The organism is Kribbella sp. WER1 (assembly GCF_054189145.1).
Window position 1 is genome coordinate 2,986,445 of record NZ_CM135186.1, and the last position, 13,342, is coordinate 2,999,786.

Sequence of the window (13,342 nt, forward strand, 5' to 3'; positions counted from 1 at the left end):
TCAGGTCCTCCCGAAGAAATGACGCCGCAGAATCAGGATGCGGACACGACGAACGCCGTGCCGGAACCACGCAGGGTACAGGGTCCTTCGGGTCCGGAAAGGAACGCGGACCGACCGGCGGACAACGTCACAGCGGATTCTTTGCCGACAGCATCCACCGTGCCGTCGACGCAGCACACGATCCGCGGCCCGACGCCGTCCACGGTGCGCTCGTCACCGGCCACCTCGACCCGGTGGATCGCGAAGTACTCGCACCCGGTCTCGTACACACCGTCCGCCGTCGCGGTCAGCACCGGGTCGGCGAGCGGCTCGAAGTCCACCACCGAGACCAGCTCCGGTACGTCGATGTGCTTGGCGGTCAGGCCGCCGCGCAGCACGTTGTCGGAGTTCGCCATCACCTCGAACCCGAGCCCCCGCAGGTACGCGTGCACGTTGCCGGCCGGCAGGTACACCGCGTCGAACCGCTGCAGGCGCACGCGGTTCAGCAACAGGGCCGCGAGTACGCCGGGATCGTCCGGGAAGTCCGCGCACAACGTACGCAGCGTCTCGCACTCGAGCTCGAACCCGGCAACCGGACGAGCAACAGCCGCACCGAGCGCGGCGACCAGCGGACGGATCGCGTCCCGGTCGCGGCTCATGAAATCGGTGAACGCCTCCCGCAGCTTGCCGTTCCGCAGCAGGTCGGTGAGCTCGCCGAATCCTTCCGGAGCCAAGGCATCCAGCAGCGTGACGGTCCGGTCGAGCGGCCGGAAACCGACCAGTGCGTCGAACGGCTCGAGCGCGATCAGGATCTCCGGCTTCGGCCAGGCGTCCTTGTAGTTCCGGTCGCCGGCGTCCCGCGGGATGCCGGCCGCCTCGTCCCGCTGGTACCCGTCGATCGCCTGTTCCCGGGACGGATGCGCCTGGATCGACAACGGCTGCGCGGCCGCGAGCAGCTTCGCCAGGAACGGGAACCGGCCGTCGAACCGCTCGGCCGTCTCCTCCCCCAGGACCGCCGCCGGGTCGAACGACACCGCGTCGTACAGGGTGTCCCCGGACGGCAGCACGGACGGCGCGGACTCGTGCGCGCCCATCCACATTTCGGCCTGCGGCTTGCCGGTCGGCGCGACGCCGAGCAGCGCCGGCAACGCGGCCGGCGAACCCCACGCGTAGTCGCGGATCGTGTTCTGCAGCGGGACTACCACGCCGGGTCCTCCGAGGGGATGCCCGGCTCGGCCGGGTCGTCGTCGGCCGCCGTACCGTAGCGGCCCAGGCCGAGACCGAGGTACGCCGCGGCGTACCGGCCGTGCTGGGTGAGGGCGGCGTACCGGGCGATGTCCGTGCCGGCGGCCTGCGTCACGGTGTGCACGCGGACGTCATGCGCCTGCGCTTTCTCCTCGAGCTTGCGGCGCTGCTCCGCGACACCGCCGTCCTCCGTGCCGTCGTCCAGCACGACCAGAGCGGGCCGCAGCTCCTCCGGCTTGTCGAACGGGTCGGCGAAGAGGTCCCGCGGCGGCTGGTTCAGCACCGGAAGCAGATGCCCCGCGTCAGCAGCCAGGGCCGGCCGGCCACTCGCCAGGCGCAGAGCCTCGACCACACGGCGCGCGGCACGCGCGGCCAGCACCGAACCGCCCCAAACGAGCGGGAGCGCGTCAGCCAGCACCAGGGCGAGGTCCTTGGCCGGGTTGGACGCTACGTCCTTGTTGGGCGAGCACTCGATCGCCACGTCGTCCAGCATCGACGCAACGGCCTTGTGGTCGACCTCCGGCCCGAGCTCCATCTGGTGCAACGCCTGCAGCACGGCGACCGCGGACGCCAGCTGGTCGTCCGACTGCGACGGCAGCCGGATCGCGTGCCGCAGCCCCGCGGACGCGATCGCCACCGGCGAGTCCTCGGGAGCGGCGACCATCAGCCCGCAACCACGGCGTACCGCTTCACCGGCCGCCGAGACCGCGTCCGGGTCCTCGGTCGCGCCGCCCAGGACGACGACCAGGTCCAGCGGACCGGCCCACCCGGGCAGACCCGGACCGGGCCAGGCCAGGAACGGGACCGGACAGACCGGCTCCAGTACGGCGCGGACCAGCCGCGCGTCCCGGCCGGCCGCGACCACGGCGCGCGGGCGGAACCCGTCCGACGTCAGCGCGGACAGCACATCCGCGGACGCTTCCAGCTCGGCGCGGACCCGCGCCCCGGCCATCGCCAGCCGGCGCAGCAGGTGGTCCGCCTGCTCGAGAGCGGCCGGGTCGTCCAGCCGCGTGTCGTCGAAGGAACTCATCAGTTGTCCGCGGACTCGGTCTCCGCACGGGTGTCCCGCGCCTCGTCGATCAGCAGCACCGGGATGTCGTCACGCACCGGGTACGCGAGCGCGCAGGACGCGTTGGTGCAGATCAGCTCGTTCGCCTCGTCGTCCACGCGGAACTCCGAGCGGCACTTCGGGCAGACCAGGATGCTCAGCAGGTCCGGGTCCAGATTGACTGCCATTCAGTTCTCCTCCACCGATGCGCCGGTGATCAGGGCCAGTACTTCGTCACGGACGCGTTCCATGCCGGCACGGTCCGCGGCCTCGACGTTCAGCCGCAGCAACGGCTCCGTGTTCGACGCACGGACGTTGAACCACCACTGTCCCGCCGACACCGTCAACCCGTCCAGGTGGTCGACGGTCACGCCGTCGACGCCAGAATACGTATCCTCGATCGCCGCGACCGTCTCCGCCGCGTCCGCGACCTTGTTGTTGATCTCGCCGGAGGCGACGTACCGCTCGAAGTCGGCGAACAGCGCGCTCGCGGGCTGGTCCTGCTCACCGAGCGCGGCGAGGACGTGCAGCGCGGCCAGCATGCCGGTGTCGGCGCGCCAGAAGTCGCGGAAGTAGTAGTGCGCGGAGTGCTCGCCGCCGAACACCGCGTCGGTCTCGGCCATCTTCTGCTTGATGTTCGAGTGCCCGACCCGGGTGCGGACCGGGACGCCGCCGTGCTCGGCGATCAGCTCCGGGACCGCCTTCGACGTGATCAGGTTGTGCAGGATCGTCGCCCCCGGCTGCTTGGCCAGCTCCCGGACCGCGACCGCGGCGGTGATCGCGCTCGGCGAGATCGGGTCGCCCTGCTCGTCGACCACGAAGCAGCGGTCGGCGTCGCCGTCGAACGCGAGCCCGAGGTCGGCGCCGGTCTCGCGGACCTTGGCCTGCAGGTCGACCAGGTTCTTCGGGTCCAGCGGGTTCGCCTCGTGGTTCGGGAAGTTGCCGTCCAGCTCGAAGTACATCGGGACGATCGTCACCGGGCCGTCGGCGAAGACCGCCGGGACGGTGTGGCCGCCCATACCGTTGCCGGCGTCGACGACCACGGTCAGCGGGCGGATGCCGCTCAGGTCGACCAGGTCGTGCAGGTGGTCGGCGTACGCGGTCAGCAGGTCCTTGTGGGTGACATGGCCCGGGGTCGCGCCGGCCGCCTGGTGCTCGGTAAGCGCCTTCGCGACCAGGTCGGCGATGTCCCGCAGCCCCGAGTCGCTGCCGACCGGTGCGGCGCCGGCGCGGCACATCTTGATGCCGTTGTACTGCGCCGGGTTGTGGCTCGCGGTGAACATCGCGCCGGGCAGGTCGAGCCGCCCGGACGCGAAGTACAGCTGGTCAGTGGACGCGAGGCCGATGTCGATCACGTCCGCGCCGGTCGAGGTGACCCCCTCCGCAAACGCCGCCGCCAGGGCCGGGCTCGACGGCCGCATGTCGTACCCGATCACCACGGCACCTGGACCGGCAAGCACGTCCAGCACCTCGACGAACGCGGCACCCGTAGCCCGCGCCACCGCCTCGTCCAGCTGCTCCGGCACGACCCCCCGCACGTCGTAAGCCTTGAAGATCCCCGCAACATCAACCATGCACGGACCCTATCCGGCCCCGGCACCCGCCGACCACCAGCCACCCCTTCGCGTGGGTTCACCCATCAGATGCAGGGTTTGCGCCCGTGATCGCGGACGCAAACCCTGCATCCCGGACGTCAACCCACCAGAGTGTGTGGGGCCGGGGGCCGCGGTCAGGGCTTCTCGAACCAGCCGGGGGTGCCGCGGTGGTGGACGGTGGGGAGCTGGCGGGGGCTGGTGGGGGCGGCCCACTGGGTGGCGTTGGCGAGGATCTGCTGGACCTCGGGCTGGTGGTACGTCGGGTACTCCTGGTCGCCGGGGCGGAAGTAGAAAACCCGGCCCTGGCCGCGGCGGTAGCAGCAGCCGGAGCGGAAGACCTCGCCGCCGGAGAACGAGCTGACGAAGACCAGTTCGTCGGGCTGCGGGATGTCGAACAGCTCGCCGTACATCTCCTCGCGCTCGATCACCAGCGGGTGCGGGACGCCCTTCGCGATCGGGTGGCCGGCGGCGACCGTCCAGATCAGCTCGCGGTCGTTCTCGGCGCGCCAGTCCAGCGAGCACGTCGTACCCATCAACCGGATGAAGATCTTCGAGAAGTGCGCGGAGTGCAGCGCGATCAGGCCCATCCCGGACAGCACGTGCTGCTGCACCCGGTCCACGATCGCGTCGTCGACGTCGCCGTGGGCGGCGTGCCCCCACCAGGTGAGTACGTCGGTGTCCGCGAGCACCTCCTCGGTGAGACCGTGCTCCGGGTCCTGCAGCGTGGCCGTCCGTACGACGACCTCGGCACCGAGCCGCTCACGCAGCGCCGCCGCGATCGTTCCGTGCATGGTGTCCGGGTAGATCTTCCGGACGGTCTCGTCGCGGCCTTCGTGGACGTTCTCGCCCCAGACGGTGACGCGGATCGGATCAGTCATGGAGAACCACCTCTCGGCCCGCCTTCGCGGACGCGTAGCAAGCGTCGATGATCTCGGTCCGGAGCAGCGCCTCGGACCCGTTCTGGCCTTCCCATTCACCGCTGCGCACGATCCGCACGAACTCCTTCACCACGGCGCGGTGCCCGAGACCCGCCCCGGTGGCCGGCTTCACCTCGGCCGGGATCCCGGCCACGTCGGTGAAGATCCGCAGGGTGTCCTCGCTGGTGTAGTTCTTCACCTCGATCTTCGCGCCGCCCTCGGTCCCGAACAGCTCGATCCCGAAGTTGTCGCCCGGCGCCCGGTACGTCGCCCAGCTGGTCTCCAGCTGCAGCGCGCCGCCACCCTTCAGCCGCAGGTACGCCGTCGCCAGGTCCTCCACCTCGAACTTCGACCCGAGCGTGTCGACGGTCGGCCGGTCCGGCGTACTCGCGCTGCCCTTGCCGCGCGGGCCGAGCTCCGCGAACGTGTCCGCGGACACCGTGCTGATCTGCGGCTCGCCCATCAGGTGCAGCGCCATGTCGAGGATGTGCACGCCCAGGTCGATCAGCGGGCCGCCGCCGGACAGCTCCCGGTTCGTGAACCAGCCGCCCATCCCGGGGATGCCGTTGCGGCGCATCCAGTGCGCCTTCGCGTAGTAGATCCGGCCGAGCTGACCCTCGTCGATCTGGTGCTTCAGCGCCGCCACGTCACCGCGCTCGCGGTGGTTGAACACGACCTTCAGCACCCGGCCGGCCTGCTTGGAGGCCTCGACCATCGCGGTACCTTCGGCGACCGTCCGGGCCAGCGGCTTCTCGGACAGCACGTGCAGGCCCTTGCCGAGCGCCGCCAGCGCGATCGGGGCGTGCAGCTGCGTCGGCGTACCGATGCTGACCGCGTCCAGCCCCGGGGTCTCGAGCAGGTCTTCCCACTTCTCGTACAGATGCGGTACGCCGTGCTTCTCGCCGAGGCTGGTCAGCGTGTCCTTCTCCAGGCCCGCCAGCGCAATCACCTCGACATCCGGCAGCTCGGAGAACGCCTCCAGCGCGGTCCTGCCGGCGAATCCCAGTCCGACCACACCGACCCGCAGTTTTTGATCGTTCACACCCACGATCCTCTCCCGATGACAACGAAGGACACAACTGCTTCCCACACTACGGAACAGGTTTCAACACCGGTCAACCCGCTTGTTCTAACAGACCGGTAACGGGCGTCAGTCGCCCTCGGGGTCGAAGTCCGGGTCGATCTGCTCGGGAGACAGCGCGAGTACGTCGGCCAGCTCCAGCACCAGGGCGGATCTGACCAGCCAGGACAGGCTGCTGCCGGAGCGTTCGGCGCGGAGCTCGATCGGGCGCCGGAACACCACGATCCGGTACGGCTCGTGCGACGTACCGCCGGTGGCGTGGGTGAGCGGGATCTCGGTGGCGTCGAGCTCCAGGTTCGGGACGTCCTCGATCGCGAACTCGACCCGGGCGATCACCTGCGGCAGCCGTTTCTCCAGCCGGGTCACCTCGATCGCGACCACCTCGTCGAACTGCGCGGCGGCGGAGCGCTGCAGCGGCAGGCCACGCGGCGCGAACCTGCTCGGCCGGCTGATCGGGCCGAGCATTCCGCGGCCGTGGCGGTCGATGTGCCTGCGATGACGGCGAGCCTCGGTCACGCGCTCAGCCTAGTGGGGGTAACGTCTGTCCGTGAGCATCGCCAGGATCTGTTCGCGCGCCGGATGTCAGAAGCCGGCCGTGTCGACGCTCACCTACGTGTACGCCGACTCGACCTGTGTCCTCGGTCCGCTGGCCACGTACGCCGAGCCGCACTGCTACGACCTCTGCGCCGACCACGCCGACCGCCTCACCGCGCCGAACGGGTGGGAGGTCATCCGGCTCGCTCCGGACCCGGCCGCCGCCGGCCCGTCCTCGGACGACCTGGAAGCCCTGGCGAACGCCGTCCGCGAGGCCGCCCGCCCCCTCCCGCCCCGCGGCGAACCCCGCGCCGGCACCCCCGGCGCCCCGGTCGAGGTAGCCCGCCGAGGCCACCTCCGCATGCTCCAAGACCCCGGCGCCAACACCACCGAGGGCTGATCGGCCCGGCGCCCACATCAGGCTGAGCGCCGGACCCCAACGCGCCGGACCTTAACGCAGCGCCGCGCTCACGTCCGGCTGGGCGCCGAGTTGGGCGCGGAAGACGAGCGACGTCGACAGCGGCCACGCGGCGACCTGCGGTACGTCGTTCTTGTCCGGCTTCGCCGCCGGCATCAGCGTCACGCCGGCGACCACCGTCCCGCGGGTCTGCTGCACCATCAGGTACGTCGGCCGCGGCTGCGGCAGGATCGGGATCGGCGTGGTCGCGCCGTTCAGGACGTCGAGCGCCCGCGTCACCAGCACCCGGCCGGCCGCGTCCCGGAGCTCGAACTTCACGCTCCCGGTCTTCCCGGGCGCGGTGACCTGCAGCACGACCGGCTGCTTGTGCGCCGGCAGCACCAGGTACGCCGGGCCGGTCAGCGCCTCGGCGGACCCGATCGAGGAGAACTCGGTCTGGCTGGCGTCGGTGGTCCGCATCGCCGCGGTCACCGGCTGGTCGGAGTTGATCGTGATCGCACTCGCGTCGCCGTTCAGCACCTTGTCGAGCGAGATCGTCCGAACCGAACCGGCGGGCACCGAGACGGTCTCGAGACCGGCCGGCTTGAACGGGCCGTTCGGGCCGTTGACCGTCAGGCTCGCGGTCGCCTGCAGGTCGCCCGGGTTCGCGATCGAGAGGATCCGGCCGCCGCCACCGGGCGCCACCGCGGGCACGAACACCATGGTCGCGGGCGCGGCCGAGGGGTTCAGCCAGTCGACACCGACCGGTTTGCTGCCGGTCGACGCGTTCGAACGGACCGCGGCCGCGACCCGGCCGCCGGTCGACTCGACGTGCAGCGCGATGTCGCGGAGGTTCGGCGCGTCCTGCCGGAGGTAGACCTGCGCCGTACCGCGGGCCGGGACCACGATGCCGCGAGTCGCGGGCAGGTCGGCGGCGCCGGAGCGCGAGTACACGCTGACGTTGACCTCGGCGTTGATGCTGTCCAGGTTCGTCAGCACGAGCACGTCGCGGCGATCGCTCGCCCCGGACGCGCCGACGAACCAGAAGTCCGATCCGGGCAGCTGGCACGGCACGCTGGCCATCCCGCGGTTGACCTCGCCGTCCGGCGCGGTCGTCGTACTCGTCCCGACCGTCCCGGCGGCCAGCGGACCGCTGCCCTGGATCGACAGCGGCGCCGGGCTGGTCACGACCGGGCTCGAGCCGATGGTGCCGCGCTTGAGCAGTGAGCCGACCGGGTTGGACGTGGTCGGCAGCGGCGCGATCGACAACGGCTGCGCGGTCCCCGGCGCGGTCGCCGTACCCTCGGGCAGCGTCGGCGAGACGGCGTTCACCACGCTGGTCATCTTGCCGCCGGGTGCGACCACCGGGCAGGCGAGCGCGGTCCGGTTCACGACGGCCCGCGCGGGCTCCGCGGCGGCCGCCTCGACGCGGGTGTCGGCCTTCCCGGGGTGCGTGACCACCCCGAGCCCGGCCAGCACGGCCATGGCGGCGACGACGGCCCCGATCCGGAGACGCGGGTCGGACAGCAACCGGCTCACCGGGGGTCCCTCCTCGCATGCGTTCCCTGCGGTACGGCGACGGTCCGGCGGACCGTCGGCAGGCAGAAGATCAACGCGATGATCCAGCCGATCAGCCCGAGGATCCGCCACAGCGAATGCGTCTGGTCGACGATCGGCGTCTTGCCCTCGATCTTCGAGCGGTCCACCAGCCAGGAGGCGTCGCCGTCGTTCGCACTGGCCCGAGTCAGGCCGGGCAGCGAGTCGAGGGTCGCCTGCAGCGTCGAGTCCACCGGCGCGGGCAGGTACACGTAGTCGATCGCGAGGCCGGCCAGCTGCCGTCCCTCCTCGCCGCTACCGCCGCCGCCGAGCGTCGCCAGGACGTCGGTGATCGGCTTGGTCTGCGCGGGGGTCGGGGCCGCCTCGAGCGCCCCCATCCGCGGGCCGCCGTTCTTCACCAGCGAGAACCGCATCTGCCCGCCGGCCGCCTTCCGCACCACCAGGATCGACTGGTTGTCCGGCGGTGCCTGCGAATCCGCCAGGTACGCCGGGAGGTCCTGGGACGGGCCGCGCCACAGCGGACCGTCGGTACCGCGCACCATCCAGAAGCCGGCCGTCACGATCGTCGTCACCAGCGCGAGCCCGAGCACGCCCTGCACGATGAGCTCGCGGGACTTCCCGACCGAGTCCCAGGCGACTGTGACCGAGATGATCCAGCCGGCCGTCATCAGGAACATCAACGGCCCGCTGCCGCCGCCGAGCCGGCTCGCGACCAGCGTCCCGGCCAGACCGGCCAGCGCGGCGAACCAGCCGAGCAGCTCGTACCGCTGCCGGGACTCGCGCAGCAGGCCGACCAGCGCGACCACGATCAGCGGTACGGCGAACCACCAGGGCGTCGGCGCACCGATCGGCGTACCGGTCAGCAGGTGCGGGAGGCTGTCGCCCGGGCCGATCGCGGCGGTCGGCGGACCGCCCGCCTCCTGACCGAGCTTCGACGGGTGCCGCACGAGGTCGATGGTCCACGGCAGCACGAGCAGCAGCCCGAGCACGACCGAGAACACCAACTGCCGCCCTTGACGCCGGAAGCCGAGACCGAGCACCGCGCCGAACACCAGCACGACCGCGATCAGCAACCCGAGCGCCGGCGTGAACGCGAACAGCACCGCCAGACACGCACCCGCGAACCACGCGGCCCGCCAACTGCCCTGGACGACCACACGCCGCCGCCGAGCGACCGTGTGCACGGCAGCACCGAGCAGCGGCAGCACGATCGCCGCCACACACGTCCCGAGCCGCCCCTGGGAGATCGCACCGTTCGTGAACAAGGCCAGCCCGTACGCCGAGGCGCCCCACGCGCGGGCGACCCGGTCGACCACGAACGACCGCAGCAACGCCCAGGCCGCGAGACCGGCCAGTGGAACCGCGCCGAGCAGCAGGATGTTCGTCGCGCCGCCCGGACCGAACAGAACCGCCGAGAACGCCCACATCTGCCCCAGCCAGGCCGGCGGGGTGATACCGGGCGGAGCGGACGCGGCCGCATGCCACAGGGCCGCGAGGTTCTCCTGCGCCGGGAGCAGCAGGTGCGAACGCAGCGAACCGCTGCCGATCAGGCCGCGCGCGGCGACGACCGCACCGAGCGCGAGCACCACCCACGCGACCAGGAACGGCCGCCGGATCAGCTGCCGGCGCCAGCGCGGCTGGTCCACCGCGACGCGCGCGGTCGACTTCGCCCGGCGGGCCGTGGTGACGACCTGCTCCTCGGGCTCATCCGCCCAGGCTTCCCGGATCCGCTCCGAGATCGTGCTGGTGGTCTCCTCCAGGTTGTGCCGCAGGGCGTGCACTGACCGGGAGAACAGGCCCTTGATGTCGTCGTACGGGACCTGGTTGAGATTGCGGCGGTTCTTGCGGGCGCTCGTCCAGCCGCCGGCGAGCAATGTGCCGAGCAGCGCCGTCCACTCGTCGACCGCACCGGACGGCGTCTTGCCGAGCACGAACCAGATCGAGCGCATGATCGTGCCGAACAGGAACCGCAGCACCAGCAGCGGCAGCAGTTTGGCAGGCGCGTTCGCGAGAACGGTGTAGTACGCGTGGGCGCGGTCGAGCTGGTACGCGTGCCGCCGGGTGCCGGCCAGCGCGCGCTCACCGGTGGCCGCGGCCTGTGCGTGGTAGACGACCGCGTCCGGCGCGACGCCGACCTGGTACCCGGCGCGGCTCGCGCGCCAGCCGAAGTCGATGTCGTCGCGGAACATCGGCAGCCGCGGGTCGAAACCGCGCAGCGCCTCCCAGACGTCGCGGCGGACCAGCATGCCGGCCGAGCTGACCGCGAGCACGTTCCGCGGCTGGTCGTGCTGGCCCTGGTCGAGCTCGCCGTTCTCGATACCGGTGTCGCGGCGGCCGCCGAGCGACGTGGTGACGCCGACCTCGAGCAGCTCGCGGTCCCGTGGCCAGAGCCGCAGCTTCGGGCCCCAGACACCGGTCTCCGGCGAAATAGTGGCCTGGAGCAACAATTTCTCGAGTGCCTTCGGGGCCGGCGCACAGTCGTCGTGCAGCAGCCACAGCCACTCCACCACCGGCACCTGGCCGTCGTCGCCGTACGGACCGACAGCGCTCGGGATCGGCGCGAAACCGTGGGTTTCCAGGCCGCGCGCGACCGCCACACCGAAGCCGGTGCGGGCGGACACGCTGACGACGGGCTCGACGCCGGGCATCGCGGCCAGCAGTTCGGCGGTCTCGTCGGTCGATCCGGTGTCGACCGCGATCAGCCGGTCGGGACGCGGGTTCAGCGCCCACAGGGACTCGGACAGGCGCGGCAGCCAGGCCGCGCCCTCATGCCCGACCACCACCGCGGTGACGACATGCCGGACCCGCGGGCGGCGCATGTGGCCACCAGTGTGATCGGTCGGGAAGTCGACGGAGTCGAAGAATTCCCAACCGGCCGGAGCTTCTTGTTCCATGCGGAGCTGTGACACCTCGATGCTTGCGGACGGTCACCGCGACCGCAGGTCCCGGCGAGGAATCACCATACAGCCGCTCTCGGAGTGTCCGGAAAGCCGCGGGCTCAAGCTGTGGAAAAGCCGCGGGCCCCGGACGACGTTCGTCCAGGGCCTCGCGGAAGTCTCTGCTGTTGCTGTTGTCCTCAGCCGCCGCTCAGACGGCCTTCTTCTTCAGCTTGCGGCGCTCCCGCTCCGACAGACCGCCCCAGATCCCGAAGCGCTCGTCGTTCTGCAGCGCGTACTCGAGGCATTCGCCCCGGACGTCGCAGCCGAGGCACACCTTCTTGGCCTCGCGGGTGGAACCGCCCTTCTCCGGGAAGAAAGCCTCTGGATCGGTCTGGGCGCACAGCGCCCGTTCCTGCCAGTTCGGCTCCTCCTCGATCGCCTCACCGTCGACAATCGCCATCAGGCCCTCTGTCACGGTACGACCTCCTCGACCCTGTTCGTTCCCCTGTACATGTGGGTTTGCGGTCCACATGCCTGACCTCGTCCGTCCTGCGCTCTGCAACGGTCCCCGATACCGAGTGTCCTAACGAACGACACGGTTGAAATTACATTCCTGCAATCCACGAAAGTCAAGCCGTGCTCTGCTATTGGGATCATCCGCAACACGCCCGCAAAAGAACGAGAGGCCTGTAGATACAGGCCTCTCGCGCCGGGTACCCGGCTTCAAACCTCGTGGTACCGCGATTTTTCCACCGCATCGGTAAGGGCTTGCTGCCCTTCCGATTCCCGATCAGCTGACTGATCAGGAAGGCTGTGACCACCAGCCCTGCTGACCCTGACCAGGCTGGTTCGGGTCGTTCTTGTCACCCTCGACGCGCTGGTCGACGCGGGTCTCGTCGGCCGATTCGCCCTGCTGTGCAGGGTCTGCGGCCGCCGGCTGCTCGGCCGGCTTGTCGTCGGCCTGCCAGGACTGCTCCTGCTGCCAGGCCTGCTGGCCCTGCTGGGCGTCGGACTGCGCGTCCGAACCCTCGGCCGCCGGCTGGCCCCATTCCTGGCCGGACTGACCCGACTGGGCCGACTGGCCCTGCTGGCCGTAGTCCTGGCCACCCCACTGCTGGTCGTGCTGCTGACCGTGCTGCTGACCGGCGTCGGCGCCCCACTGCTGCTCCTGCGGCCACTGCTGCTGGCCGTGCTCCTGGGCGTGCTCCTGGCCGCTCCACTGCTGCTGGCCCTCGGAGTTCCACGCCTGGGTCGGCTCGGCCGCGGCGGCTTGACCCTCGGCCGGCCACGCCTGCTCCTGGCCGGAGTGCTGCGCGGAGTGCTGACCCGCTGCCGGGTCGGTGTGCTGCCCGTGCTGCTGGGCCTCGGCGTCACCGGCGGACCAGGCCTGCTGCTGCTCGCCCTGGTTCCAGTTCTGCTCCTGCGGCCACTGCTGCTGGTCGCCCTGACCCGCCGCGTACCCACCAGCCGCGCCGGCCGCGTAGCCGCCGTACTGCTGGCCCTGGTCGTACTGCTGACCGCCGTACTGACCCTGCTGCTGGTCGTGGCCGTACTGCTGCTGGCCGTAGCCCTGCTGGCCGTACTGCGCCTGCTGGCCGCCGAACTGGCCCTGACCGTGCTGGCCGGGCTGGCCCTGGAACTGGCCCTGCTTCGGGGCCTTCACCGGCGCCGGCAGCGCCTGGAACGTCTTCAGTGCGTACAGCCCGACACCGGCGTACAGCGCGAGACCGCCGAGCGACGCGATGAAGCCGACGATCTTCTCGCCGGCCGTACCGCCGCCGTTGAACTGCGCGAACGTGGCGACCAGGCCGATCAGCAGGAACAGACCGGTGATGACCAGCGCCGCCAGCGTGACGATCCGGGCGTTCGGCGTCCGCTCGCCCTCGTTGACCAGCCAGACCGCGGCTACCAGCGCGACGATCAACGCCACCGCGCCGAAGGACGGCGCCACGATGAGACTGTGCACGCCGCCGGAGGCGGCGACGAAGCCGATCCCGCCGACGAACAGCTGGAACAGCGAGGCCAGTGCGAGCAGGCCGGTGAATGCGAGCAGGATGTACGCGACCGGCTCTCTGAGCTTTTTGGTTGCGTCGGTGACCACGAGGGGCTC

General features: G+C 71.0%; 12 protein-coding genes. 1 reads left to right on the forward strand and 11 read right to left on the reverse strand.

The features are described 5' to 3' along the window. Positions 1–32 precede the first annotated feature (32 nt). The 7 genes from manA to ACXJJ3_RS14545 all read right to left on the reverse strand — a co-directional run bounded on the left by manA (position 33) and on the right by ACXJJ3_RS14545 (position 6,381). Positions 33–1,184 carry a mannose-6-phosphate isomerase, class I gene (manA, locus tag ACXJJ3_RS14515; RefSeq protein ID WP_458170559.1) on the reverse strand — a complete coding sequence of 384 codons (1,152 nt, stop codon included), beginning with the start codon at positions 1,182–1,184 and terminating at the stop codon, positions 33–35. Beyond that, on the reverse strand, positions 1,178–2,254 hold the full coding sequence (locus ACXJJ3_RS14520) for an SIS domain-containing protein (RefSeq protein ID WP_458170560.1): 1,077 nt from the start codon (positions 2,252–2,254) through the stop codon (positions 1,178–1,180). The genes manA and ACXJJ3_RS14520 overlap by 7 nt, the downstream gene beginning before the upstream one ends. Continuing rightward, on the reverse strand, positions 2,254–2,460 hold the full coding sequence (locus ACXJJ3_RS14525; protein ID WP_458170561.1) for a Trm112 family protein: 207 nt from the start codon (positions 2,458–2,460) through the stop codon (positions 2,254–2,256). Before ACXJJ3_RS14525 ends, ACXJJ3_RS14520 begins: the two co-directional genes overlap by 1 nt. Further along, on the reverse strand, positions 2,461–3,846 hold the full coding sequence (locus ACXJJ3_RS14530; RefSeq protein ID WP_458170562.1) for a phosphomannomutase/phosphoglucomutase: 1,386 nt from the start codon (positions 3,844–3,846) through the stop codon (positions 2,461–2,463). A 155-nt stretch (positions 3,847–4,001) separates the two neighbouring features. After that, positions 4,002–4,745: a ThuA domain-containing protein gene (locus ACXJJ3_RS14535; protein WP_458170563.1), complete on the reverse strand. Its 744-nt coding sequence runs from the start codon at positions 4,743–4,745 to the stop codon at positions 4,002–4,004. Next, positions 4,738–5,826, reverse strand: coding sequence for a Gfo/Idh/MocA family protein (locus ACXJJ3_RS14540; protein WP_458170564.1), 1,089 nt, complete (start codon positions 5,824–5,826; stop codon positions 4,738–4,740). The genes ACXJJ3_RS14535 and ACXJJ3_RS14540 overlap by 8 nt, the downstream gene beginning before the upstream one ends. A gap of 108 nt (positions 5,827–5,934) precedes the next feature. Then, positions 5,935–6,381, reverse strand: coding sequence for a metallopeptidase family protein (locus ACXJJ3_RS14545; protein WP_458170565.1), 447 nt, complete (start codon positions 6,379–6,381; stop codon positions 5,935–5,937). A 31-nt stretch (positions 6,382–6,412) separates the two neighbouring features. Between ACXJJ3_RS14545 and ACXJJ3_RS14550 the strand changes: the two genes are divergently transcribed. After that, positions 6,413–6,799, forward strand: a complete 387-nt coding sequence (locus ACXJJ3_RS14550; RefSeq protein WP_209698055.1) for a DUF3499 domain-containing protein — start codon at positions 6,413–6,415, stop codon at positions 6,797–6,799. A gap of 51 nt (positions 6,800–6,850) precedes the next feature. Here ACXJJ3_RS14550 and ACXJJ3_RS14555 read toward each other — a convergent pair whose 3' ends face one another. The 4 genes from ACXJJ3_RS14555 to ACXJJ3_RS14570 all read right to left on the reverse strand — a co-directional run bounded on the left by ACXJJ3_RS14555 (position 6,851) and on the right by ACXJJ3_RS14570 (position 13,333). Further along, complete coding sequence (locus ACXJJ3_RS14555) at positions 6,851–8,335, reverse strand: DUF5719 family protein (protein ID WP_458170566.1); 1,485 nt, start codon at positions 8,333–8,335, stop codon at positions 6,851–6,853. Continuing rightward, complete coding sequence (locus tag ACXJJ3_RS14560; RefSeq protein ID WP_458170567.1) at positions 8,332–11,247, reverse strand: glycosyltransferase; 2,916 nt, start codon at positions 11,245–11,247, stop codon at positions 8,332–8,334. Before ACXJJ3_RS14560 ends, ACXJJ3_RS14555 begins: the two co-directional genes overlap by 4 nt. 193 nt (positions 11,248–11,440) lie before the next feature. After that, positions 11,441–11,692, reverse strand: a complete 252-nt coding sequence (locus ACXJJ3_RS14565) for a WhiB family transcriptional regulator (protein WP_020389877.1) — start codon at positions 11,690–11,692, stop codon at positions 11,441–11,443. Positions 11,693–12,034: 342 nt separating this feature from the next. After that, positions 12,035–13,333, reverse strand: a complete 1,299-nt coding sequence (locus ACXJJ3_RS14570; RefSeq protein ID WP_458170568.1) for a hypothetical protein — start codon at positions 13,331–13,333, stop codon at positions 12,035–12,037. Positions 13,334–13,342: the final 9 nt, after the last annotated feature.

Excerpts from the sequence above, each read along its gene's own strand:
- ACXJJ3_RS14560 (WP_458170567.1), bottom strand. The coding sequence starts at position 11,247 with ATGGAACAAGAAGCTCCGGCCGGTTGGGAATTCTTCGACTCCGTCGAC.
- ACXJJ3_RS14520 (WP_458170560.1), bottom strand. The coding sequence starts at position 2,254 with ATGAGTTCCTTCGACGACACGCGGCTGGACGACCCGGCCGCTCTCGAG.
- ACXJJ3_RS14535 (WP_458170563.1), bottom strand. The coding sequence starts at position 4,745 with ATGACTGATCCGATCCGCGTCACCGTCTGGGGCGAGAACGTCCACGAA.
- ACXJJ3_RS14525 (WP_458170561.1), bottom strand. The coding sequence starts at position 2,460 with ATGGCAGTCAATCTGGACCCGGACCTGCTGAGCATCCTGGTCTGCCCG.
- ACXJJ3_RS14530 (WP_458170562.1), bottom strand. The coding sequence starts at position 3,846 with ATGGTTGATGTTGCGGGGATCTTCAAGGCTTACGACGTGCGGGGGGTC.
- ACXJJ3_RS14565 (WP_020389877.1), bottom strand. The coding sequence starts at position 11,692 with ATGGCGATTGTCGACGGTGAGGCGATCGAGGAGGAGCCGAACTGGCAG.